Annotated in this window: 22 protein-coding genes and 1 tRNA gene; 8 read left to right on the forward strand and 15 right to left on the reverse strand. The window is 73.7% G+C overall.

All coding sequences use genetic code 11. From position 1 onward, the window contains the following. The first annotated feature begins 2 nt into the window (after positions 1-2). The 4 genes from ABZ641_RS02240 (at position 3) to ABZ641_RS02255 (ending at position 1,932) form a co-directional block, all read left to right on the forward strand. Positions 3-539 carry a DUF6879 family protein gene (locus ABZ641_RS02240; RefSeq protein WP_359978515.1) on the forward strand — a complete coding sequence of 179 codons (537 nt, stop codon included), beginning with the start codon at positions 3-5 and terminating at the stop codon, positions 537-539. Then, the gene (locus tag ABZ641_RS02245; RefSeq protein WP_359978516.1) at positions 536-1,372 is read left to right on the forward strand and encodes a helix-turn-helix transcriptional regulator; all 837 of its coding nucleotides are present in this window, start codon (positions 536-538) and stop codon (positions 1,370-1,372) included. The genes ABZ641_RS02240 and ABZ641_RS02245 overlap by 4 nt, the downstream gene beginning before the upstream one ends. An 87-nt stretch (positions 1,373-1,459) precedes the next feature. Next, the gene (locus ABZ641_RS02250; RefSeq protein WP_359978518.1) at positions 1,460-1,669 is read left to right on the forward strand and encodes a hypothetical protein; all 210 of its coding nucleotides are present in this window, start codon (positions 1,460-1,462) and stop codon (positions 1,667-1,669) included. After that, positions 1,666-1,932: a hypothetical protein gene (locus ABZ641_RS02255; protein ID WP_359978520.1), complete on the forward strand. Its 267-nt coding sequence runs from the start codon at positions 1,666-1,668 to the stop codon at positions 1,930-1,932. The genes ABZ641_RS02250 and ABZ641_RS02255 overlap by 4 nt, the downstream gene beginning before the upstream one ends. A 141-nt stretch (positions 1,933-2,073) precedes the next feature. On the opposite strand, the gene traB is transcribed toward ABZ641_RS02255, so the two are convergent. The 7 genes from traB to ABZ641_RS02290 form a co-directional block, all read right to left on the reverse strand. Further along, positions 2,074-4,035: a plasmid transfer protein TraB gene (gene traB, locus ABZ641_RS02260; protein ID WP_359978523.1), complete on the reverse strand. Its 1,962-nt coding sequence runs from the start codon at positions 4,033-4,035 to the stop codon at positions 2,074-2,076. Positions 4,036-4,051: 16 nt separating this feature from the next. Next, positions 4,052-4,570 (reverse strand): plasmid transfer protein TraA, encoded by a 519-nt coding sequence (gene traA, locus ABZ641_RS02265; protein ID WP_359978526.1) that lies wholly within the window; start codon positions 4,568-4,570, stop codon positions 4,052-4,054. Between the two features lie 26 nt (positions 4,571-4,596). Continuing rightward, positions 4,597-4,755 carry a hypothetical protein gene (locus ABZ641_RS02270; protein WP_359978528.1) on the reverse strand — a complete coding sequence of 53 codons (159 nt, stop codon included), beginning with the start codon at positions 4,753-4,755 and terminating at the stop codon, positions 4,597-4,599. A gap of 93 nt (positions 4,756-4,848) precedes the next feature. Next, complete coding sequence (locus ABZ641_RS02275) at positions 4,849-5,127, reverse strand: WhiB family transcriptional regulator (protein WP_359978530.1); 279 nt, start codon at positions 5,125-5,127, stop codon at positions 4,849-4,851. A gap of 78 nt (positions 5,128-5,205) precedes the next feature. Further along, on the reverse strand, positions 5,206-5,496 hold the full coding sequence (locus ABZ641_RS02280) for a hypothetical protein (RefSeq protein WP_359978533.1): 291 nt from the start codon (positions 5,494-5,496) through the stop codon (positions 5,206-5,208). Further along, on the reverse strand, positions 5,493-6,347 hold the full coding sequence (locus tag ABZ641_RS02285; RefSeq protein WP_359978535.1) for a DUF2637 domain-containing protein: 855 nt from the start codon (positions 6,345-6,347) through the stop codon (positions 5,493-5,495). Before ABZ641_RS02285 ends, ABZ641_RS02280 begins: the two co-directional genes overlap by 4 nt. Next, entirely contained in the window at positions 6,344-6,736 is a 393-nt protein-coding gene (locus ABZ641_RS02290; protein ID WP_359978537.1) for a hypothetical protein, read from the reverse strand. The genes ABZ641_RS02285 and ABZ641_RS02290 overlap by 4 nt, the downstream gene beginning before the upstream one ends. Positions 6,737-7,564: 828 nt before the next feature. Between ABZ641_RS02290 and ABZ641_RS02295 the strand changes: the two genes are divergently transcribed. Further along, positions 7,565-8,152, forward strand: coding sequence for a hypothetical protein (locus ABZ641_RS02295; protein WP_359978540.1), 588 nt, complete (start codon positions 7,565-7,567; stop codon positions 8,150-8,152). Positions 8,153-8,263: 111 nt separating this feature from the next. Here ABZ641_RS02295 and holA read toward each other — a convergent pair whose 3' ends face one another. After that, the gene (holA, locus tag ABZ641_RS02300) at positions 8,264-9,259 is read right to left on the reverse strand and encodes a DNA polymerase III subunit delta (RefSeq protein WP_344625660.1); all 996 of its coding nucleotides are present in this window, start codon (positions 9,257-9,259) and stop codon (positions 8,264-8,266) included. 73 nt (positions 9,260-9,332) lie between these two features. Between holA and ABZ641_RS02305 the strand changes: the two genes are divergently transcribed. Both ABZ641_RS02305 and ABZ641_RS02310 read left to right on the forward strand, forming a co-directional pair. Continuing rightward, positions 9,333-9,593 carry a hypothetical protein gene (locus tag ABZ641_RS02305; RefSeq protein ID WP_344625661.1) on the forward strand — a complete coding sequence of 87 codons (261 nt, stop codon included), beginning with the start codon at positions 9,333-9,335 and terminating at the stop codon, positions 9,591-9,593. Positions 9,594-9,841: 248 nt separating this feature from the next. After that, positions 9,842-10,771, forward strand: coding sequence for a helix-turn-helix transcriptional regulator (locus ABZ641_RS02310; protein WP_359978542.1), 930 nt, complete (start codon positions 9,842-9,844; stop codon positions 10,769-10,771). 131 nt (positions 10,772-10,902) lie between these two features. Here ABZ641_RS02310 and ABZ641_RS02315 read toward each other — a convergent pair whose 3' ends face one another. The 4 genes from ABZ641_RS02315 to ABZ641_RS02330 all read right to left on the reverse strand — a co-directional run bounded on the left by ABZ641_RS02315 (position 10,903) and on the right by ABZ641_RS02330 (position 17,118). Next, positions 10,903-13,620 (reverse strand): ComEC/Rec2 family competence protein, encoded by a 2,718-nt coding sequence (locus ABZ641_RS02315; RefSeq protein ID WP_359978544.1) that lies wholly within the window; start codon positions 13,618-13,620, stop codon positions 10,903-10,905. Between the two features lie 257 nt (positions 13,621-13,877). Beyond that, positions 13,878-14,636 carry a ComEA family DNA-binding protein gene (locus ABZ641_RS02320; RefSeq protein WP_359978547.1) on the reverse strand — a complete coding sequence of 253 codons (759 nt, stop codon included), beginning with the start codon at positions 14,634-14,636 and terminating at the stop codon, positions 13,878-13,880. A 752-nt stretch (positions 14,637-15,388) separates the two neighbouring features. Beyond that, positions 15,389-16,234: a DegV family protein gene (locus ABZ641_RS02325; RefSeq protein ID WP_359978550.1), complete on the reverse strand. Its 846-nt coding sequence runs from the start codon at positions 16,232-16,234 to the stop codon at positions 15,389-15,391. 122 nt (positions 16,235-16,356) lie between these two features. Then, complete coding sequence (locus tag ABZ641_RS02330; RefSeq protein WP_344625666.1) at positions 16,357-17,118, reverse strand: hypothetical protein; 762 nt, start codon at positions 17,116-17,118, stop codon at positions 16,357-16,359. Between the two features lie 236 nt (positions 17,119-17,354). Between ABZ641_RS02330 and ABZ641_RS02335 the strand changes: the two genes are divergently transcribed. Next, positions 17,355-18,332, forward strand: coding sequence for a YafY family protein (locus ABZ641_RS02335; protein WP_359978553.1), 978 nt, complete (start codon positions 17,355-17,357; stop codon positions 18,330-18,332). A 74-nt stretch (positions 18,333-18,406) separates the two neighbouring features. On the opposite strand, the gene leuS is transcribed toward ABZ641_RS02335, so the two are convergent. The 3 genes from leuS to ABZ641_RS02350 form a co-directional block, all read right to left on the reverse strand. Beyond that, complete coding sequence (gene leuS, locus ABZ641_RS02340) at positions 18,407-21,292, reverse strand: leucine--tRNA ligase (RefSeq protein ID WP_359978555.1); 2,886 nt, start codon at positions 21,290-21,292, stop codon at positions 18,407-18,409. 398 nt (positions 21,293-21,690) lie between these two features. Further along, the gene (locus ABZ641_RS02345) at positions 21,691-22,995 is read right to left on the reverse strand and encodes a hypothetical protein (protein ID WP_344625669.1); all 1,305 of its coding nucleotides are present in this window, start codon (positions 22,993-22,995) and stop codon (positions 21,691-21,693) included. A 103-nt stretch (positions 22,996-23,098) separates the two neighbouring features. Further along, a tRNA-Ala gene (locus ABZ641_RS02350) sits at positions 23,099-23,171 on the reverse strand. Between the last annotated feature and the right edge of the window lie 226 nt (positions 23,172-23,397).

The raw sequence follows: 23,397 nt of genomic DNA on the forward strand, positions 1-23,397 counted from the left end.
CGGTGCCCGGCATCCAGCCCTTCGAGACGATGGCCCACCACTTCGAGGACTTCGAGCACACCGCGTTCCGCCTGGAGACCCGCCGCGGGTACGCGGTCGACGTCGGCACCGAGCGCTACGAGCGGTTCCGGCGCGGCGAGCCGCTGCCCTTCGAGGCGGACAACCCGTGGCACGCCAACGTGCGCCGCCAGACGGCCGCCGGCAAGCGATTCGAGCGCGTGCGCCTGGTCGACGACCCGCCCACCCTCGGACAGCGGTTCCTGATGGCCTCCGGGCTCGGCAACGTCGAGGCCGGCGAGGACATCCGCAACCTGCCGCGAGCCGAGGCCGAGCGGCTCGACCTGCCCGCCGTCGACTTCTGGCTGTTCGACTCCCGCACGCTGGTGCGCTTCCACTTCGACGACGCCGACAACACCCTCGGCGTCGAGACCGTCGAGGACCCGGCCGAGGTGCTCGCCGCCTGCCAGGCCCGCGACGCCGCTTGGCACTTCGCCGTGCCTACGGTCGACTTCACCGCGCGCGTACTCTCCGGCGTGTGAGTACCGACTTCCAGCAGGCCCGCCTGTCCCTCGGTGCGCGGCTGCGCGAGCTGCGCACCGAGGCCGGCGTGAACGGGCGAGACCTCGCTGCCCGGTTGGGCTGGCCCGCCTCGAAGGTGTCAAAACTCGAGAACGGCCGCCAGACGGCCACCCCCGGCGACCTCCAGGCGTGGGCCGAGGCGGTTGGCCAGCCCGGTTCCGCGGCCGAGCTCAAGGGCCGATTGCAGGGCCTGGAGTCCCGGTACCGCACGTGGAAACGCCTCCTCGCCGGCGGCCACCGGGCCCGCCAGGAGGCAGGAGTGACGCACACCCGGGAGACGACCGTGACGACCGGGTATGAGCCCGGCATCGTCCCCGGCATGTTCCAGATCGCCGAGTACGCCCGCCACGTGCTCACCCACGCGAGCGACCTGCACGACGGGCCCCGGGACATCGAGGAGGGCGTACGCGCCCGCCTTCGCCGCCAAGAGGCGCTGTACCAGAGCGGCAAGCGGTTCCGGTTCGTCATGGCCGAGGCCGCCCTGTACGTGCAGATCTGCCCGCCCGACGTCCTCGCCGCCCAGCTCGACCGCCTCGGGGGCCTGCTCGGCCTCGACACTGTCGAGCTCGGCATCGTCCCGCTCGGCGCCCCGGTGAGCGTCATCCCGAAGCACGGCTTCTGGATCTTCGACGACCGGCTCGCCATCGTCGAGACGTGGAACACCGAGATGTGGCTCGACGACCCGGCGGACATCGCCCTGTACGGCAAGGTCTGGGGGAAGCTGCACCAGGCCGCGGTGTACGGCCCGGCCGCGCACCGGCTGATCGCCCGCGCCCGCGCGGCGCTCGCGTGAGCAACCCCGGGAAGCCCCGTCGGCCGTAGGAGAAATCCCGAGAAATCGGGCCGAGGCCGAGCAACCTGCCGCCCTAACTTGCTGGTCATGGCTGACCTGATCCCCCGGGCCGTCCTGGACGCGCGCTCCGCCGACGGCCTCGACCGCGACCAGCTGCACGGCCTCAAGTGCTGGCGCGGCATCGACTGCACCGGTCCCCTGCACCCGGCCGGGCACGCCTTCACCACGCCGGCCGAGCCCGGCGCCCCGCTCGGCTGGGCCGTCGTCGTCTGCGAGCGGCACCGGGAGGCGGCGTGACCGTCTCGCCGACCGGCCTCACCCGGCCCGATCTCTCGCACGTCCCGGACGACGTCTGGCCGCCGCACCGGGAGACCACCGACGTGGTCGTCCGGTTCGACCTCAAGCTCGGCGGCCGGTACGTCACCGCCGAGTGCCAGCTCGGCGCGCACCACGCCTGCCCCGGCGGCCTGCGGACGCAGACTCAGCAGCCGATGCCGGAGTACCGGTGCAGGTGCGTTGCCGAGGGCTGCGGGTGCCGGCCGCGGCCGGCGGCCGAGTAGCGCGGCTAGGGTATGGGCGAGGCCCCGCCGATCTGCCTTCGGCGGGGCCTCGCTGTGCTGTCAGGAGCGGCTGTCAGGGCTGTCTGACGCCGCGCCTACCTAGGGGTTCGGGTGTCAGGGCGGCCTGACTGTCAGGCAGTGTCAGGCCATCGCGGGGGCGGGCACGATGCGCCACCGGCCGGGCTTGCCGGTGGGCTCCAGCCGGCCGGACAGGGCCGCCTCCTTGAGCCGCTCGGACACCCACGGGCGGGAGTAGCCGTTGGCCTCGCACCAGTCCATGAAGTCTTTCGGGCCGACGACCATGCGGCCCTGGTGCTCGAACTCGGCGAGGGCCTCGCCGAACAGGTACCGGGCCTCTTCCGGGGTCGGCTTGTGGCCGCCGTCCGGGGCGAACATCGGGCTGTCGTCCGCCTCGGCGAGCTCGGCCTCGACGTTGAGGTGCTCGTCCTCGGGGTCGACGCGAGAGTCGGCCATCTCGTCCTCGTCCTGGGCGGCCGGGCCGAGGGCGGCCCGGGTGGTCTGCCGGGCCGCGGCCCGCTCGGTGTAAGCCCGGCCCACGGCGCCGCCGGCCGCCGCGGCGGTGACCGGGTCGACGGCCGCCCGGACGCCGGCGAACGCCCGCACCGCGTGTTCCAGCACCACGGGGTCGCACCGGAAGGTGCGGCCGGGCGTGGCCCACAGCGGTTCGGCGACCCCGGCGGACACGAGGTAGCAGTACCCGGGCCGCTTGTTGCCCCACGCCCCGGGGTTCGCGCCGGCGTCGAGGACGTCGGACGGCAGGGCGAAGGAGGCGTCCCGCTCGTCCACGCCGAAGCACAGCGCAGCCGGCAGGGAGGCGCGGGTGTCGGTGCTGATCTGGTACCCGGACGCGCGCTGCATCGACACGACGAGGGTGATGCCCGCGGACCGGGCCTCCTGCGCGATGCCGGTGAAAGCGTCCTCGTCGACCGCCCGCAGGGTGTTGGCGGCCTCCTCGAACCACGCCACCAGGTAGGGCATGCCGGGCGAGCCGTCCGCCTGCACCTCGGCGGCCTCCGGGCACCAGGACCGGTACCCGCGGGAGCCGAGCCACTGCTGACGGGCGGGGATCGCCGCCTTGATCGCCTCGATCATGACCTCGGCGCCGGGCCCGTCCTGCACCACCCAGTCGCAGCCGCCGAACGCCTCGCCGAGGTCCTGGCCGCGCTTGGGGTCCGACAGCCACACGATGACGTCCCGCCGGGTGAGGATCTCGGCGAGGACGTCGAGGGCGCCCTCGGTCTTCCCGGCGCCGGTCACGCCCATGATGAGCAGGTGTACGGCCTGCGGCAGCGTCAGTTGCAGGCGGTCCCCGTTGTCGTACGTGCCGATCACCAGCGGGTCGGCGACGGACCCGCCGGGCGTCGAGGCGCCCGGGTACCAGGTGATCTCCTTGAGCATGTCGACCGGCACGACGGTGAGGGTGCCGCGCCGGGCCGAGTCCGGGTCCGGGCTGTACCGGACCGCGGTGGTCGGCACGTCGAGGCCGGACGCGAGCCGCGGCAGCGCCTTCGTGACGTCGTCGTGCGTCGCCTCGCCGGCCGGGAGCGAGATCGGCACGGTCAGCCGGTTCGGCTCGACCTTCGCCGCGCCGAGCTTGGCCTTGGCCAGGCCGACCTTTGCCAGCAGCCCGGTGTCGGACGACTCCTCGGTGCCGCCGTCGGGGTTGCGGCGCATCACCTGCCGCAGGTTCCACGACAGGGCGCCCACCACCCCGCCCATCACGTACAGGTCCGGCAGCGGGCCCGCGGCGGGCCCGGCGAGGGCGGCGGCGGTCACCCAGGACGAGGCGGCCGCCACCGTGACCGCGGAGTGCAGCCGGCGGGCGGCGTCGGTCTTCCGGCCCGCCCACCAGGCGGCGCCGGTGAGGGCGACGGACGACAGGGTGAGGCCGACGCCGCCGGCCGCGGACCCGTCCCACATCAGGTTCCCGCCGACGCCGGCGAGGCCGACCGCGGCCGCGCCGACCCACGGCGGGCTGTAGGGCTTGGCCCGGTGCCAGAGGTAGGCGCGCAGGCCCGCGCCGCTGGACCCGCCGTTGAGCTGCTCGTCGTGCCGGTCGTCCCGGTTCTTGTTCTCGCTCATCTCTCGTCCCTCCCTGTTACTGGTTCGTCCAGTTGATCCGCTGTCCGCCGGTGCTCGGCCGCGCCCGGTGCCGGACCCGGCCCAGCTCCTCCTGGTACTCCTGCTGGAACGCCGAGTAGGCGCCGGCCGCGTTGGTCGCGGCGTCCTTGAGCGCCTCGGCGGCCTTGTGGAGCTTGCGGGCGACCCGGCGGCCCCGCAGCTTCGAGCCGAACGGCCGGCCCTCGGGGTCCGGCACGTTGGCCAGGACGGCGGACAGGATCTCGGCGGCCATGGCGACCTCGAAGTGCAGGCCCACGCCGAGGCTGCGCAGGCTGTTGCAGTAGTTCCGCACGTCCGCCGGCGACAGGAACTCGGGCACCGGCAGCTGGCTGCCCCCGCCCTGCCCAGCCGGGGCGGCCGCCGGCGCGGCGCCGCCCTGCGGCGGGACGGTCTTGTTGACGTTGATGTTGAAGCCGGGCGAGAACGTCGCGCCGCCCCCGAAGCCGTTGCGGGTGTGGCCGTTGGCGCCGTTGGCCTTCGGCGGGATCGTGGTCATGAGGGTGTCCTCTCGGTCGGTGTCGGTCAGCTGTTGAAGGTCGGCAGGCCGAAGAAGGCGTCGAGGGTCTCGGGGCGGAGCGGCCGCTCGTCGCGGCCGGGCCGCTCGTCCCGCTCGGTCATCTCGGTGGCCCAGCGGGCCTGCAGCTCGCCGTCGTCGGTGGCGTTGTGGTCGTGCTGGTCCATCGCGGTGTCCCCTCGGTGCGGGCCAGGGCCGTCCCGGCTCCCCACCCCCGCCCGGCAAGCGGGCGGGGACGGGCAACCGTCAGCGGGCGGCGGTCAGGTCTGGTTGGCGACGGCACGGCGGGCGATCTCGGCGCGCCGCTCGTCGGCGGTCATCGCGCCGCGCACGCCGTGCTGGTCGAACGGCTTGCGGGCGAGTTCCTCGTCGAGGCATGCCTGTCGCATCGGGCAACGGGCACAAAGCCTCTTGGCGGTCGCCTCGCGGGCGGCGGCGCGGTCCTTCGACTCGTCGTCGCTGCCGTAGAAGAGGGACCACGAGTAGCCGCGGCAGGCGGGCTGGGGCTGGGCTGCGGTCTGGGTCGTTCTGCGCGCCATGCTGGTGTCCTCTCCGTGCGGGCCAGGCTGTCCCGGCTCCCCACCCCCGCCCGGCAAGCGGGCGGGGACGGGCAACCGTCAGCCGCGCCGCATGTCGCGGATGATCCAGCGGACGACCAGGGCCGTGACCGCGATGGCGAGGGCGGCCAGGCCGACGGCGAGCAGGGCGGCGGTCACCGCGAGCAGGGTCGGGATCAGCACCGCGGCGGCACCGGCGCCGGCCGCGATGTACCCGCCGAGCGGCCGGGCGGGTACGGGCGCCGGGGGCTGCGGGTACACCGGGTACGGCGCCGGGTACATCGGCTGCTGCGGCAGATGCGGGGCCGGGTTGTGGTCGTGCCCGCAGGTGCAGGCGTGCTGCTCGCTCACACCGTCACCCCCTGCTCCACATCGGCGCGGAGCGCGTCCTGCAGCCGCTGTGCGCGGGGCTGGCCAACGCCGAGTGCGGCACGGATCTCCCTGATGGAGGGCACCTTCCGGTCCGCGACCTGGTCGGCGAACCTCTCCCGGCCGCGGGCGAGCAGCTCCGCCTCGGCGTCGCCCGTACCCGCCTCCGGCTCGTCCTCGGGCACGTACTCGACGTGCACCTCGGTGCGGGTACGCGGCTGCTCAGCGGCCAGCACCGGCCGGGGCCGGGCGGGCTCCTCGACGACCGCCGGGGCCCACTGCGGCAGCGGCAGGAAGTCGAGGCGTACCCGCTCCTTATCGACCGGGTACGGCGCGGGTACAGGCTCCGGGTACACCGAGCCGTCGACGACGTCGAGCAGGTCGGGTACGGGCTCCTCGACGGCAGCCAGCGAAACCTCGGCAGGCTGCTCGGCGGCGGTCAGCGCCCCGTGCACCTGCCGCATGAGCGCCCCGAAGGCCAGCAGGGCGGCGGTCGGCGGCACCGCAGCGGTCACGTAGTCGAGCGGGTCAGTCCCGGTGACCCCGGCGATGTTGAGGGCGATGGAGCCCCCCGAGCCGACCACAGTCAGCCCGACCGCCCACCAGTCGGTGGAGCGGGCCAGGGACGCCCGGAGCATCAGCAGCTCGCCCGCCACGATGAACAGGTCCAACGTCGCCGGCCACGCCCACGCCCGGGCCGGGGATGCGCCGAGGCCGTGCTCGGCCGCCACGGTGTGCAGGTGCGCGTAGCTCAGCCAGAACGCCGCGCCGGTCAGGGCCACGATCACGGCCGCAGCAGCGCCGGTCAGCCAGCGTGCGGGAGTCGTCTTCACAGCCCCGCCCCCTTCGCCTCGATGGCGCCGAGCTGGCGCGCCAGCATCCGGAGCTCGACCGCGTGCCGGGCGAGGGCGTCGGCGAGGTTGAACAGGCCGTTCTCGTCGAACTGGTACCACGCCGAGCCGAGCAGGACGGCCACCCGGACGCCGCGGTCGTCGACGTTCTCGCTGTACGGGTACTGCGTGAGGCAGGCGTCGAGGATCGACACGTTCCCGAGGTCGGTGGCGACCTCGGCCGACGTGGTGGACCCGCCGTGGGCGAGGTCGGCCAGGCGCTCGCCCTGGTCGTGGCGGCCGAGGCACCAGGCCGGCTCACGGACAGTGACGGTCGTGCCGTCGATGAGTCTCACCGCGGCGGTGCGCAGGCGAGTAGGGTCGTGCTTCACGGTCGGACTCCCTGTCAGATAGGGGCCCGGCTGAGGCGCCGCCAGGTGTGCAACCACCGGGCGGCGCCGTCCTCTCTCGCAGTACACATTCAGTACACATGAGAGGCAGACATGCCGGGATCTTGCGGGATAACGCGGGATTGCGTTTCCCCAGGTCAACCGGCCTTTGAGGCTGTTTCTACTGGTCAGCTGGATTGATCGAACACACGCGGCCTGCGTTCGCCACGCGGGTGCGGTACACACAGCTCCACCGAGGCGCCGGTCCACCGGCACCTCACCGATTGCCCGTCCGGTCCCCACCGGGCGGGCAATCTGCTTTTGCACCACCAGGCCCCGCACCGCAGGAACGTCGGGCGCAGGAACGTCGGGCGCAGGAACGTCGGGCGCAGGAACGTCGGGCGCAGGAACGTCGGGCGCAGGAACGTCGGGCGTCGATCATCGAACATCGACGGAGACAGCACGCGGTGCGGCCGAACGGCAACTCTCTGTCACGATCTGCTGACCGGTATGGTTCGGTCCTACCATCTCGCCGGACGGCCACTGGGGGCTCCGATGTCGACACCACCGCCGCCACCGCACACCGGGGCCTCCCGCACCACCGGGCCCGGCCCGTACGGACCCGGCCCCTACAGCGGCTTCGGCGGTGCAGTCGGCACGGCCGCGCCGGGCGGGGTGACGGCACCGGGCGGAACCGTCGGGCCGGGCGGCATGCGCGGAGCCGGCGCGGCGACCGGCACCGGCGGGGCCGCTCCCGGGGTTTCCGGCTCGGGGCGTCCGAACGGGGGCGGCGCGCGAAGAGGGTTGCTGTGGGGGGTGGGCGGCGTCCTGGTGGCGTCCGCCGTGTGGGCCACCGCCGTGCTGACGGTGCCCTCGCTGGTGGCCACCGGACGCAAGGCGCCGGGTCCGGGCCCGTACCACCTGGTCAGCGACATCTGCACGACGGCCAAACTGACCTCGTTCGAGCAGCTCTACCCCTCGCAGTACGGCAAGCCGTACCACTACGCGACCCGGCATCCCGCGCTCGACGACATGTACTGCAGCCAGTACCTCAAGAAGACCGGTGCGGACACCGACTACGTCTCCCTGTACGTCGAGGCGCAGTTGCACAAGGCGGTCGACCCCGAGCCCGAGTTCGAGGCGCAGCGGTCGGGCCTGCAGCAGCGGAAGTACCAGATCACCTCGGTCCCCGATCTCGGGCAGGAGGCCTACCTCGGCTACCTGGACGACCCGAGCAGTTCGGACTCCAGCTGGCACTACATCACCCATGTGCTGTACGTGAGGGATCGCGGCCTGACGTACTACCTGAGCTGGTCGGGGTCGTTCCAGGAGGGCAAGACGACGGTGCCGGACCGGGAGCAGATCCGGCAGGCGCTGGTGGTCGACAGCCGGGCGGTGCTGCGGGCACTCGGCGGTTGAGGCGGCAGCCGGGCAGCGTCGCGGGTCGGCCGTGCCACCGTCGGCGGTGGCACCCGTGGCAGTCCGCTGCCGGCAGGCAACCCGCAGGTGTCCGTCAGTAGCGAGTGTCCGTCAGTACTGGCGGGCGCCGGATCGGGCCGCGCGGGCCACGGCGACCACAGCGCGTTCCAGGGCGTAGGCGGGATCGTCGCCGCCACCCTTGACGGCAGCATCCGCCTCGGCGACGGCGGTCAGGGCAGCGGCGACGCCGTCGCCCGTCCACCCGCGCATCTGCTGGCGGACGCGGTCGACCTTCCACGGCGGCATGCCGAGCTCGCGGGCGAGGTCGGCGGGGCGCATCGACCGGCCGGCGGAGGCCAGTCGGCCGATGCTCCGGACGCCGGAGGCCAGCGCGTAGGTGATGCCGGTGGGCGGCTGCCCCACGGCCAGGGCCCAGCGGAGCCGTTCCAACGCCTCCGCCGCGCGGCCGGTCACCGCGAGGTCGGCCACCTCGAAGCCGGTGGCCTCGGCCCGGCCACTGTAGTAGCGGGCGACCGCGGCCTCGTCGATCGTCCCCTCGATGTCGGCCGTGAGCTGACTGCACGCGGCCGCCAGCTCGCGCAGGTCGCTGCCGAGTGCGTCCAGCAGCACCTGGCAGGTCTCCGGGGCCGCCGCACGACCGAGCCGGCGGAACTCGTTGCGGATGAAGGCGAGTTTGTCGCCGTTCTTGGTCAGCTTGGCGCACTGCACCTCGCGGCCGCCGGCCTTCTTCGCCGCGTCCAGCAGTCCCTTGCCCTTGGCGCCGCCCGCATGGACGAGGACCATGATCACCTCGTCGGCGGGCGATTCGATGTACGCCTTGACCTCCTTCACCGAGTCGGCGGAGAGGTCCTGGGCGGCCCGGACGACGATGACCTTGCGTTCGGCGAAGAGCGAGGGCGTGGTCAGCTCGGCGAGACTGCCCGGCTGCAGGGCGCCCGGCGCGAGGTCCCGGACGTCGGTGTCGGGGTCCGCCACCTTCGCGGCGGCCACCACCTCGGCCACGGCGCGGTCGAGCAGCAGCTCCTCCTGGCCGACCGCGAGGGTCAGCGGGGCGAGCAGGTCGTCGGGTGCACTCTTCCTGGCCATCGCGTACCAGGATCGCACGGTGCGGTGACACCCCCGGACCGTACGCCCCTGCGGGCGGTTGCAGAATGGTGCGGTGATCAAGAACCGTGCCCGCCAACTGCTCGTCCTGCCCGACCGCGACGCCGCCGACGAGGCCCGCGAGGACCTCGTCGCCCGCTGCCCCGACCTCGACGACCCGGAGCTCGTCCGGGACGCGCTCGCCGGCGAGGACGACGCCGAGGACGCCCAGTGGCTGCTGGTGTTCGAGGCCCCCGAGGACGGCTGGACCCCCGCTCTGCTCGCCGAACTCGACGCGGTCGCGGATGCCCAGGACGGCTGGCGCGAGGAGGACTGAGGCCGCGCGCCGGTGAGCCCTTCGGGGCAGTGGGCCGACGGATCGGCGGTGGTCGGCCCGGCCTGCCGATGGGTTCGGGGGCAACGCCGGGTGCGGGGGTGGCGGCGCTCGACGTCCGGCTGTGAGGCCGGGGCTGCGGGACGCGGTGGCTGCCGGGTCGCGCGGTCCGCGGCGTTCACCTCCGGCAGGGAAGGGTGGTATCGGCAGACCCTGGCTACCCGCCCTCCTGCCGCAGCATCATGGGGATCATGGAGATGGACCGTCGTGAGCTCGCAGACTTCCTCCGCCGCTCCCGCGAGCGGCTGAGCCCACAGGACGTCGGGCTGCCCGCCGGCTCGCGCCGCCGTACGCCGGGCCTGCGCCGTGAGGAGGTCGTTCAGCTCGCCGGCATGTCGGCCGACTACTACACGCGGCTGGAGCAGGCCCGCGGCCCGCAGCCGTCCGTTCAGATGCTCGCCGCGCTCGCCCGGGCGCTGCGGCTGTCGGAGGACGAGCGGGACCACCTGCACCTGCTGGCGGGGCATCGGCCGCCGGCCGGGCGACAGGCCGGGGACCACGTCCGCCCCGCGTTGCTCCACCTGCTGGACCAGCTGAAGGAGACGCCGGCTCAGATCGTCAGCGACCTCGGCGATCTGCTCGCCCAGAACGCCATGGCCACCGCGCTCTTCGGCAGCGTGTGCTCGCTCCGCGAGGACGACCGCAACGTGGTCTGGCGCTGGTTCACCGACCCGACGGTGCGCCAGGCGTACCCGGAGGAGGAACGCGACCACTGGAGCCGGGTGCATGTCGCCGACCTGCGGGCCGCGGTGGCCCGGCGGTCGCGGGATGCCGCGGCCGAGGCTCTGGTGGCTCGGATCACGGCAGCGAGCGAGGAGTTCGCCCGGCTGTGGGAGCTGCACGAGGTGGCTGTGCGCCGGACCAGTCGGATGTGCGTGGTGCACCCGGCGATAGGCCCGATCAGTCTGGACTGCGAGGCGCTGCTGACGCCGACCGAGGACCAGCGACTGCTGCTGTTCACCCCGGCACCCGGCACCACGGCGGCCGGATGCCTGGAACTGCTCCGTGTGGTGGGCACCGAACGCTTCGACACCAACGCCGACGGGGCCGGCAGGGCGGGCGGAACCGGTGGAGCGGCCGGGGCCGGTGGAGCGGCCACCGAGCACGACGAGGTCCGGTGACGTCGAGGGCGTGAGTCCGCGGGAGCCGTCCGTGACGGCTCCCGGGGAACAGTCGTACGGGGAACGGTCCTACGAAGAACGGTTGTCCGGGGAGCGGCCGTCCGGGTGGCGGTGCGGTGGGTCATGGCGGCTCAGCTCCGGTGGTGGTGCGGGTGGGTGGCCATCCGGAGGTGCCGGTGGCCGCCGAGGACTGCGATGTCTCCGGCCCGGTCGGTCCGCAGCACCGTGGCGCCCAGTGCGCTCAGCCGGTCGACGGTGCGCGGGGCGGGGTGCCCGTACGGGTTGTCGTGGCCGCAGGAGATGAGTGCCAGCGTCGGGTGCAAGGCACCGGTGAGGTCCCAGTCCTGGTTGGCGGAGCCGTGGTGGGCCACCTTGAGGACGTCGACCCGGTCCGGTGGGCCGCGCTGCATCAGTGCCGCCTGGGCCGGTGGTTCGAGGTCGCCGAGCAGGGCCAGCCGCAGCTGGTCCCCGGGCGGTCCCACGGTGGCGAGGAGTGCGACGCTGGCGTTGTTGGCTCCAGGGGTGGAAGGTCCGAGGGAGTCGTCGGGCCACAGGACGTCCCAGGCGAGGTCCGGTCCCGCAGCGCGGTGCTCCCCTCGGCGGGCCTGCAGGAGGGGGATGCCCGCGGCCGAGGCCCATCCCAGCACGCGGGCCTGCTCACCGGGTGGCGTGCCCAGCAGGGTCACCTGGAGCGCGGCGACCGTACGCCCGTGCAGCACGCCGGGCACCCCCTCGACGTGGTCGGCGTGGAAGTGAGTGAGGATCAGCAACGGGATCCGGGAGATCCCGAGGTCTCGGAGGCAGTTGTCGGCGGCTGCCGGGTCCGGCCCGGTGTCCACGACCACGGCGGTGTCGGAGGCGAGCGGGAGCACGGCCATGTCGCCCTGACCGACGTCGCACATGGCCAGGCGCCACCCGGCCGGCGGCCAGCCGGTGGCGATCCGGGTGACGGCCGGCGGTCGCAGCAGAACGGCCGCGAGGGCCAGGACGACTCCGGCCGCCAGGGCGGTCCGGACCCTGCGGGAGGCGGCACGGCGGGCCGACAGCAACGGGGGGACACCCCAGCACAGGGCCACCGTGGTGACCGCCAGGAGCAGTGCCCCCGTGAGGCCGTCGGGCCAGTCCAGCAGCGCGCCGGGCACTGCGGCGCCCTGTCGGGCGACCGCGGCCAGCCACCCGGTGGGGACGGCCGCGAGGTCCGCGAGCACGCGGGCCGCGCCCGGGGCGAACGGCTCGGCTGCGAGCGCCGCGAATCCGAGCAGGGTGGCCGGAGCCACTGCGGCCTCGGCGAGCAGGTTGCACGGGACGGCCACCAGGCTGACCCGTGGGGCGAGCAGGATGGTGACCGGGGCGCACAGGGCCTGGGCGGCTGCGGTGGCGCCGGTCGCGGTGGCGAGGACCGTCGGCCAGCCCCTGCGGCACAGCGCTTCCGTCCAACGCGGCCCGAGCGTGAGGAGACCCGCAGTGGCCAGGGTGGAGAGCAGGAAGCCGTAGGAGCGGGCGAGGTAGGGATCAAGGAGCACCAGGAGCAGGACCGCCCCGGCGAGGGCCGGCACGCCTTGGCGGGGACGGCCGGTGGCAAGGGCGAGCAGTCCGAGGAGACCGGTGGCGGCGGCTCTGAGGACGCTCGGCTCGGGACGGCAGACGGTCACGAAGGCGAGGGTCAGGCCCGTGCCCACGAGCGCGGTAGTCCGGATGGACAGGCCGAGCAGACCGGCCAGACCGCCGCGGCTGCCCATGTCCTCTTTGCGGGACGCTCCGAGCAGGACGGTGAGGAGGATCGCCAGATTTCCCCCGCTGACCGCGGTCAGATGCCCGAGGTCGGTGGCACGGAACACCTCGCGCAGGTCGTCGGGGAGGCGCGAGGTGTCGCCCACCACCAGCCCCGGCAGGAGGCCACGGATGTCCGGCGACAGGTGGTCGGTTGCCTCACGGAGGCCCGCGCGCAGCTCCGCCGCGAGCTGCTGGGACCGGCCGGGTGGGGCCAACAGACGCGGCGGGCCGAGCGCCACCAGGCGAGCTGCCGAGTCGTGATCGCGCTCGCCGGGGGCGGTCGCGCGGACTCCGGCCGCAACCCTGGTGGAGGGGACGAGCCCGCGCCAAGCGGCGATGTCCTGTGCCCGGACGAGCACGGTGACCGGTGTGTGCACGGCTACGGCGGAGCGGCCGGGGTCCATGGGGAACCGTACGCGGTCCACCACTGCGTCGAAGGTCAGTACGGCCTGCCCCGGCGTGGTGCCGTGCACCCGCCCCGTTCGTGGCGTCGGGTCGCCGGCGACGGTGAGGTCCACCGACAGCTCGACAGGGGAGGTTCCCTTGGCCTCGGCGGTGTGGGCGCTGGACTCCGGCGAGCCGGGGATGGTCGGCGGGCCCGGGCCTACCGCGGTGACAGCTGCCGTGGCAGCCGCCTTCGGCGAGGCCGCGGTGCCGGGTGCGGCTCCGGCTCCGGTGTCGGGTGCGGTGTCCGAGGCGGCCGCGGTGCCGGGTGCATCGCCGGAAGCGACTGCGGTACCGGGTACGGCTGGGCCGGCCGGTGTGGCGGTGCCGCCCGACGGGACTCCGGCCCGCGCCTCGGTTGGCGGCGTCGACGGGGCGGTGGCTTGCACGGTCAGGGACGGTCGGACGAGATCGGGGATCGGGCCGCGGTGGAGGTCGGCGGTGTGCAGGACGGTGGTCAGCGTGGCCGCCGCTGCTGACAGCAGGACGGCTGCGGTCGACGGAGCGATTCGGCGGGTGCCGTCGGCGGCTCGCTGCCGGAGCAGGAACAGGGCTGCTCCGGTAGCGACCACCGCGGTGACGACGAGCGGCGGGTGGTGGACCGGATCCACCGAGAGTACGGCGGAGGTCACAGCCCAGGCGGTGAGCGCGGGCAGCAGCAGCCGCAGATCTGCCGGCCGCCGGCTCGGACCCGCCGGCTCACGGGGACCGGTGGCGAGCGAGTGTGTCCGGTCCGGCGGGGCGGCCGTCGGGGCGAGGGTGGAAGTGATCGCCGTGCCTCCTTTCAGAGCGGGCGGTCTTCTCGGTGCAGGGGTGAGCGGTGCGAGGACCCGGTACGGCCGGTGGGGACGACACGAACTGGCCTGTTCCGATCAGGGAAGAGCTGCTGTCAGAGCGTCAACAGGCCCTTGATGTCGTCGAACTTGCGCTGGCCGATGCCAGGCACCTGACGGAGCTGGTCGACCGAGCGGAACGGACCGTGCGTCTGGCGGTACTGGAGGATCCGCTGGACGAGCGTCGGCCCGACACCGGGCAGGGTGTCCAGCTGCTCGGCGGTCGCCCGGTTGAGGCTGACCAGGCCGCCCGTGGTGGCGCCGGGCGCCCCCTGACCGGTCGGTACGCCGACCAGGATCTGCTCGCCGTCGCTGAGCACCCGGGCGAGGTTGAGGGAGTCGGTTTCGGTGCCGGGGAGGGCTCCACCTGCTGCCCGAAGGGCGTCGGCGACGCGGGAGCCGGTCGGCAGGGTGCGAAGGCCCGGATGCTGGACCTTGCCCGCCACGTCCACCACCACGGTGGGCGCCGGTGCCCCGGGCTGGGCCGTTGTCCCGGCCGCTGTGGGATGCGGGCCTCCCGTGGCGGACGCAGCGCTGCCGCTCACGGTGGGGACGGCGACCGGCTCGGGGCGACTCAGCCAGAAGTGCTGGACGGCGTAGCCGACTGCGAGCAGGAGCAGTGCCGCGAGACCGAGCGCGGCCCTACGGTCCAGCATCAGCCCGGCCGGCAGGGAGAAGGCGAGCCGCCGGGCCGAGGGCGACTTCGGGAGGTCGGGTGGGACGGTGGACGGGCCGGCCGCGGCGCCGAAGGGCGAGGAGGTCTCCGGCGGCGGCAGCCCCGCGTTCGGGGCGGAGACTGGCGGCCCGTCCCGCACGGACCGGCGGCGGGGCGATCGTCCGGGGCCCGGGGGCGCGTCGGAGCCGAACCTGCGGGCGGTGAACCGGTGCCCGCGCGGCGGCCGGTCACTCCGGCGACCGGACGCCGCCGCCTCGGGCGGTGACGCGGTGCTCGCAGCACCCGCGGTACGCGCGGCGCCCGGTACTGCATGCCCGCCCGGTGCGGAAGGTCCGCCTTGTGCGGTCCGCCCGGCCGGTGCCGCCGACCCGGCCGGGGACCTGGACGGGGCGGAGTCGGCGCCGTCTCCGGGACTGCCTCCCGCGGCTCCGCCATGTGTGCCGGCCGGGCCACGAGTCGGGTTGCTGCCGCGCAGGGCTGCGGAAAACAGGGCGGCGAGTCGCCGCCGGACGGTCTCGGCCGTCTCTCGGCGCCGTGCTGCGCCGCGGGTCGTGTGCTTCATGCGAGGACGGTACGAATGCCCGCGGTCCGCGATGCACACCTCGCCGCCGGCCTGTGGACAACTCGGGGGTGTGGACAACTCCCTTCCCTCACAAGGATGAAAAGGAGGAGGCCGGGAACCTGCCGGGCGGCTTCGTTCGTCAGCCGGGTCGGAGCCGCACACAGCGGAGCCACGAGGGGCACAGCCGTACCGCCGGCGGGAACGGCAGCAGGGACGGCGGGGTGACCGGAGCAGCGAGGACGGAGCGGCGGTAAGGGCGGGGCGGCAGCGAGGGCCGCCTCGCCTCACCACCGGAGGCGCCTCGCCTCACCACCGGAGCTGCCGCTCCGTCAGCGGGGCGACACCACGACGGCCAGCAGGCCGGGGCCGACGTGGGCACCGATGACGGCGCCGACCTCACCCACGTAGAGGTCGCGCAGTCCGGGCACCCGTTCGCGCAGGCGCTCGGCCAGCGGCTCCGCACGGTCCTCGGCCGCGAGGTGGTGGACGGCGATGTCGACCTCGGCGTCGCCGGCGCGTTCCACGGCGATCTCCTCCAGCCTGGCGATCGCCCGTGATGCCGTCCGTACCTTCTCCAGCGGTTCGATCCGGCCGCCGGAGAGGTGGAGCAGCGGCTTCACCGCGAGGGCCGAGCCGAGCAGTGCGCGGGCGGCACCGATGCGGCCGCCGCGGCGCAGGTGCTCGAGCGTGTCGACGTAGAAGAAGCCGCTGCTCAGCGACGACCGGCGGACGGCTTCGGCGGCGGCCTCCGCGGGCCCGAGACCTGCCTCGGCAGCCTGTGCGGCCGTCAGAACGCAGTGCCCGAGGGCCATGCCGACCAGTCGGCTGTCGACGACCTCGACCGGGATCTCCGCCCCGGCCGCGGCGAGTTTGGCGGCCTCGTACGTACCCGAGAGTTCGGAGGAGATGTGAACGGAGACGACACCCGTGGCACCCGCCTCGGCGGCTGCCCGGTAGGCGGCGGCGAAGTTCTCCGGGTTGGGACGGGAGGTGGTGACTCTGCGCTTGGCGCGCAGCGCCTCGGCGACGTCCTTGGGCGAGATCTCGACGCCTTCGGTGAGGACCTCGTCGCCCACGACGACGGAGAGCGGGACGACCTCGATCCGATGGCGGTCGACGACGTCCTGGGGCAGGTAGGCCGTGGAATCGGTGACGAGGGCGAGGTGGCCGGGCATGTGCCGGAGGTTACTCCGCGACCGGCGCAGATGACAGCGCAGGCCGCTGGCAGAGACACCCCGCAGCAGCAGCGGACCGGCCCCGAACGGGCGGCGCTGCCGGGCCGGAACCGGCAGGAGCCTTACGCTCCACCGGTGTTCGGCTTGCGCAGCCGGTCGGCGAGCCGGTTGAGGGGGTCACCGAGACCGAGCACGTCCTCTGCCCGCAGGCGGTTCCCGGCGGTGAGGCCCTTCCGCTGGGCGTCCTCGGACCGGGCCGCCGCAGCCCCGTTGGCTGAGGCGACACCGTCCGGACCCGCACCGGCCGCGCTCGTGTCCTCGGGCCCGGCCACCCGGTCCCAGTGCCGCAGCGCCCCGGCTTCGTTCTCGCATTCACGGCTGAGTCGGGCCAGGTCGTCGTCGGCGAAGCGGCGCATGCGGTCCTGGGCCGCCCAGCGCATGGTTTCGGCGGAGTGGGTGATCCGGCCGGCCCGCTCGCGCAGCTCGGGGAGCTTGGCGGCCAGCCGGGCGCCGTCCGGCTCGCGTTCGAGGATGCGCATCTCCTGGTCGAGCTCCGCGGCATGCGCGTCGAGGCGGTCGAGCAGTTGGAGGGATTCGGCGAGCTGGCCGTCCGCTGCGAGGCCGGACTCAAGGACCTGCCGGGTGGCGTCCAGGGAGGTGCGCAGCGAGAGACGCACGGAGGCGAGCTGGCCCTGGGAGCCCGGCTTGGTGAAGGTCTTCGCCCTCAGGGCGGCGTTCTCCACGGCGCGCCGTGCGTGGGCCTCGTGCCTCTCCACCTTGGCGGCGACCGCCTTGGCCGCCTTGACCGTGCCGACGACGGCCATGACTCCGGCGGTCACCAGGAACAGCATCACCAGGGCGATCACCACGCCGATCGCGTCCATCCCTACCCCACCTTCCGCGGTGCCCATCGACACCGCTCGCCGGACGCGGCCCGCGCGGCCGCCCTGGAATATCCACGGTAGCCGCCGGAAGGGTCCGGTCGGACCCCGGAGGCCGTGCGCACCTGAGAGATCAGGGAGAGCTCAGGGCCCGGGTCGGGGCTCTTCCGGGGCCGTTCCCCCTAGCGGGCACACCGCCGAGGACAGTAGCTGTCCACATCGACTGCCAGGATGGCCGCGTGCTGGAGACTTCCGCCCGCCTGCTGCGTCTGCTGTCCCTGCTCCAGGTCCGCCGGGACTGGTCGGGGGCCGACCTGGCCGGCCGGCTCGGTGTCGACGTGCGGACGGTGCGACGGGACGTGGACAAGCTACGGGGCCTGGGCTATCCCGTGGACTCGACGCCGGGCACCGCCGGCGGCTACCGGCTCGGTGCGGGGGCGGAGATGCCTCCGCTGCTGCTGGACGACGACGAGGCGGTCGCGGTGGCGGTGGGACTGCGGACGGCGGCGGGCGGCACGGTCTCCGGCATCGAGGAGTCCTCGGTGCGCGCCTTGGCGAAGCTGCTGCAGGTGATGCCCTCCAGACTGCGGCACCGCGTGGATGCGCTGGCCGACGCGACGGTGGCCATGCCGGGGAACGGCCCGGTGGTGCAGGCCGAGGTGCTCACCGCGATCGCCGCCGCTTGCCGGGCGCACGAGCGGCTGCGCTTCGGCTACCGGACGCACGACGGCGAGGAGAGCCGTCGGGACGCCGAACCGCACCGGCTGGTGCACTCCGGCACCCGCTGGTACCTGGTTGCCTGGGACACCGCCCGGGCGGACTGGCGGAACTTCCGCGTCGACCGGATCACGCTGTGCCCGCCGCACGGGCCTCGGTTCGTCCCGAGGGAACCTCCGGAGCAGGACGTCCGGCGCTGGGCGTCCTGGGAGGTCGCCGTCGGCCAGTACCGCTACCAGGCCCGTTGCACGGTCCACGCGCCGGCCGAGGAGGTCGTCACGAGGACCACGCCGACCTCGGCGGTGGTCGAGCCGATCGACGGGCGGAGCTGCACCCTGCGGGCGGGCTCCAACTCGCTGGACGGGCTGGCACTCCACCTGGCGCTGCTGGGGTACCGGTTCACCGTCCACGAGCCGCCGGAGCTGGTGGCACACGTCGCGGCCCTCGCCGACCGCCTGCACGGGGCCGTCCCGCCGTCCCGGCCGGCCGCCGGGGACTGATCCCGGGCCTGCCGGAGAACGCCCGGGCCGGGCGCCCCTGGTGGGGAGCCCGGCCCGGGAACGAGCGGTCGGCGTCAGCCGGTGACGATGTTCACCAGCTTCGGCGCACGCGCGATGACCTTGCGCACCGGGGCGTCACCCAGCGCGGCCACCACGGCCGGGTCGGCCAGCGCCAGCGTCTCCAGCTCGGCGTCGGTGATGCTCGGCGCGACCTCCAGGCGGGCCTTGACCTTGCCCTTGATCTGGACGACGCAGGTGACCGTCTCGTCGACGACGTAGGCCGGGTCGGCGACGGGGTAGTCGGCGAAGGCCAGCGACTCGCGGTGACCCAGGCGCTGCCACAGCTCCTCGGCGATGTGCGGTGCCAGCGGGGCGACCATCAGCACGATCTGCTCGGCCACGCTGCGCGGCGTGGAGCCCCGCTTGACCAGGAAGTTGTTCAGCTCGATCGCCTTGGCCACGGCCGTGTTGAAGCGCAGGCCGGCCATGTCCGCACGGATGCCGTCGATCGCCTTGTGCAGGGCGCGCAGGGTCGCCTCGTCCGGCTCCTCCTCCGTGACGACCAGCTCGCCGGTGGTCTCGGAGACGACGTTGCGCCACAGACGCTGCAGGAAGCGGTACGAGCCGACGACTGCGCGGGTGTCCCACGGGCGGGAGACGTCCAGCGGGCCCATCGACATCTCGTACAGGCGCAGGGTGTCGGCACCGTACTCGTCGGCGATCTCGTCGGGGGCGACAGCGTTCTTCAGGGACTTGCCCATCTTGCCGGCCTCGCGCTTGACCGGCTCGCCCTGCCAGAAGTACGCGCCGTCGCGCTCCTCGACCTCGGCGGCGGGCACAGGGAAGCCGCGTGCGTCGCGGTAGACGTCTGCGGTGATCATGCCCTGGTTGAACAGCTTGTGGAACGGCTCGACGGAGGACACGTGGCCCAGGTCGAACAGCACCTTGTGCCAGAAGCGGGCGTACAGCAGGTGCAGCACCGCGTGCTCGGCGCCGCCGACGTACAGGTCGACGCCACCGGCCGGCTTGTCGGCGGTGGGGCCCATCCAGTACGCCTCGTTGGCCGGGTCGACGACCTTCTCGGAGTCGGCCGGGTCGACGTAGCGCAGCTCGTACCAGCAGGAACCGGCCCAGTTGGGCATGGTGTTGGTCTCGCGGCGGTACTTCTTCGGGCCGTCGCCCAGGTCCAGCTCGACCTCGACCCACGCCTCGTTGCGGGACAGCGGGGTCTTCGGGGTGGAGGCGGCGTCGTCCGGGTCGTAGGTGTGCGGCGAGTAGTCCTCGACCTCGGGCACCTCGACCGGCAGCATCGACTCGGGCAGCGCGTGCATGGCGCCGTCCTCGTCATAGACGATCGGGAAGGGCTCGCCCCAGTACCGCTGGCGGCTGAACAGCCAGTCGCGCAGACGGTAGTTGACGGTGCCCTCGCCGATGCCGCGGCCGACCAGCCAGCCGGTGACGGCGGCCTTGGCGTCGACGACGCTCAGGCCGTTCAGGGACAGGTCGTCGTGGGCCGAGTTGACGATCACCGAGTCGTAGGTGTCGAAGGCGTCGTCCCAGGTGTGCGGGTCCTCGCTGCGACCGTCGGTGGGCTCGACCACGCAGCGCATCGGCAGGCCGAAGGCACGGGCGAAGGCGAAGTCGCGGTGGTCGTGGGCCGGGACGGCCATGATCGCGCCGGTGCCGTAGCCCATCAGCACGTAGTCGGCGATGAAGACGGGGACCTGCTCGCCGCTGACCGGGTTGGTCGCGTAGGCGCCGGTGAAGACACCCGTCTTGATCTTGGCGTCGACCTGGCGCTCGACGTCCGACTTGGCCGCGGCCTCGGCGCGGTAGGCCGCGACGGCGTCGGCCGGGGTGGCGGCACCGCCGGTCCAGTCCGCCGGCACGCCCTCGGGCCAGACGGCCGGGACGATCGCGTCGACCAGGCCGTGCTCGGGCGCCAGCACCATGTAGGTGGCACCGAACAGGGTGTCCGGGCGGGTGGTGAAGACGGTGATCGCCTCGCCGCCGGGCGCGGCGAAGTCGACCCGGGCGCCCTCGGAGCGGCCGATCCAGTTGCGCTGCTGCAGCTTGATCGCCTCGGGCCAGTCCAGCATGTCCAGGTCGGCGATCAGGCGGTCCGAGTACGCGGTGATCCGCATCATCCACTGGCGCAGCTTGGACTTGAACACCGGGAAGTTGCCGCGCTCGGAGCGGCCGTCCGCGGTGACCTCCTCGTTGGCCAGCACGGTGCCCAGGCCGGGGCACCAGTTGACCGGCACCTCCTTGGCGTAGGCCAGCCGGTACTCGCCCAGCACCTCGTCGCGCTCGACGGCGGACAGCTCGGTCCAGGCGCGGCCGCCCGGCACCTCGCGCTCACCGGACTCGAACTGCGCGACCAGCTCGGCGATCGGGCGGGCCTTGCCGGCCGCCTCGTCGTACCAGGAGTTGAAGATCTGCAGGAAGATCCACTGCGTCCAGCGGTAGTAGTCCGGGTCGATGGTGGCGATGGAGCGCCGCGAGTCGTGGCCCAGGCCCAGGCGGCGCAGCTGGCGCCGCATGTTGGCGATGGCCGCCTCGGTGGTGATCCGGGGGTGCTGGCCGGTGGCGACGGCGTGCTGCTCGGCGGGCAGGCCGAACGCGTCGTAGCCCAGGGTGTGCAGCACGTTGTGGCCGGTCATCCGCTGGTAGCGGGCGTACACGTCGGTGGCGATGTACCCCAGCGGGTGGCCGACGTGCAGGCCGGCACCGGACGGGTACGGGAACATGTCCATGATGAAGCTGTGCGGCTTCGCGGCGACGTCGCCGCCCGCGCCCTCGGCCAGCGGGCCGACCGGGTTGGGGGCGTTGAACGTCCCTTCCTTCTCCCACAGGTCCTGCCAGCGGGACTCGATCTCGGCCGCCAGCGCGGCACCGTAGCGGAAGGGCTCGGAAGCGGCCTCGGCCGCGCCGGAAGCAGGGGTCGTCGTCTCGCTCATGGTCCTTCGGGCTCCGTCGTCATCAGTGGCGAACCAGCGGCACACACTCGGAACAGCACGTACTCGGAAAGCAAAAAACCCCTCGCAGGAGGGGTCGCCACGCCGACTCCGGCCCCGGGCCGGTCCTGGTCAGCGCGGCCGGCTAAGGAGCAGGCGCACGGTTCGCATGGGGTCAGGGTACCGCAACGGCCCGTACGCCCCGCTGCGCATTCCACCCGCGGGCCGCCCACCGGGACGGCCCCCGGGCCGGGGAACATCGCACGCGGGGCTCACGCCGGGCCGGCGGACGTCGCACCCGGGCCCTGCCCGGGGCCGCGGCCCACCCGGGCCGGAGCCCGCACAGGCTGCCGCAGAGACCTCCCCCTCATCCCACGCCCTCCCTCATCCCACGCCCTCCCTCATCCCGCGAGCGGCACCTCCTCCCGCGCGGCCGCATCGAAGGCACGCAGGGCCCGCGCCACCCGCGCGGACTGCATGCCGGCGGCGAGCAGCCGCGCCTCGTCGGCGATCCGGGCGGCCTCCTCCCGCTCCCCGGTGCGCCGGCACGCCTCCGCGAGCCGGACCATCAGCAGGGCCCTCGTCCGGGCACGCTCGGCCGGCAACGCGGCGACCGCCTCGCCGAGCATCCGCTGCGCACGCTCGAAGTCCCCCAGGAAGAGGTGCATCTCACCCACCATCCCGGCGAGGTCGGCACGCTCGTGGGCGTGGTCGTCGACACCGTCGAGCGCCTGGAAGGCCCGCTCGGCGACGGCCTCGGCGCTGATCTGCTCGCCCTTCCGGCCGTGGGCACGGGCGATCCGGCCGAGCTGCAGCGCCCGTTCACGGGGGGTCAGCACCTCGTCGGCGGCGCGCAGCGCGGTGGAGAGCATGGCCACGGCATCGAGCCCGCGCCCGCCGGAGTTGTACGTCGCCTGCACGGCGAGGCAGCCGACCACGCCGACGCCCAGCCGCGGGTCGCCGGAGACGTGCGCGGCCCGCAGTGCGGCGACGAAGGCACGCTGGGCCGCGGCGTCGTTGCCCATGTCGTAGTTGGCCCAGCCGACCAGCCTGGCGAGCCGTCCGGCGGCACCGTAGAGCTCCCGGCCGAGCTTCTCGTCGTAGGCGCCGAGTTCCAGCAGTTTGCCGACCATGGCGAGTTCGGCCTTGGCGAGGTCGAGGATGAGTCCGCCGCCGTAGGCACGTTCCAGGCGCCGTTTGCTCTCGTAGGAGAGCCGCAGGTCGGCGAGCTGTTCGGGGGCGATGCGCAGCGCGCCGGCTCCGCCGGTGACCTCGGGCGGCGGGGAGGCCCAGTGCCGGGCGGCCTGTTCGAGTTCGTCGCCGCGGAAGAGGTCGGTCAGCCGGACGGGCGCTGCGTCGGCGCCGGCCTCCCGGAGGGCGGTCTGCGCGGTGTCGGCCGTCCACGGGTCGGTGAGCAGCCGTGGCGAGAGGATCTTGGCGCCGCGGCCGCTGCCCATGCGGCCCCAGAGCTGTTCGTAGGTGACGGCGATGCCGACGGCGCGGCCGAGCACCTCGCAGACGGTCTGGTCGTGCGGAGCACGCGGCACCATGCCGCGGTCGCGCCACTTGTAGGGTGCGGTGGCACTGATCGCCAGGCCGGCGGGCAGGACGGCGCTCACCTCGCGAGCGAGCCGCTCGGGGCTCCACCCGAGCTGGTGGAGTATCCGGGCGAGCTCTTCGTTCCGCTTGCGCACCAGGTCGGCCATGCTTCGACCGTAGCGGGCCGGGAGGGTCCACGGGTGAAGACGGTCGCACCTACCGGGGAACGGCGAAAGGCCGCTCCCGGAGGGAACGGCCTTTCACTTGCTGTGGAGCTATGGGGAATTGAACCCCAGACCTCTTGCATGCCATGCAAGCGCTCTACCAACTGAGCTATAGCCCCTTGCTGCAGCCCCCGGCATTCTCCCCCGGCGACACGCACCACTTTACACGGTCACCGGGGTGCTCCCCTAATCCGTTTCGGGCGCCCCGCCCCGACGGTTCGCGACCCGACAGGTCGCACCCGCCCCGCAGCCCTCGCCCGCCCGGCAACCCGCACCCGGGCGCTCCGGCCGGCAACCCCGGCAGCCCGGGCAACCCCCGGCGGCCGGTGCAGCCCCGCAGTGCTG

The organism is Kitasatospora sp. NPDC007106, from assembly GCF_040634455.1.
GTDB classification, from domain to species: Bacteria; Actinomycetota; Actinomycetes; order Streptomycetales; family Streptomycetaceae; genus Kitasatospora; species Kitasatospora arboriphila.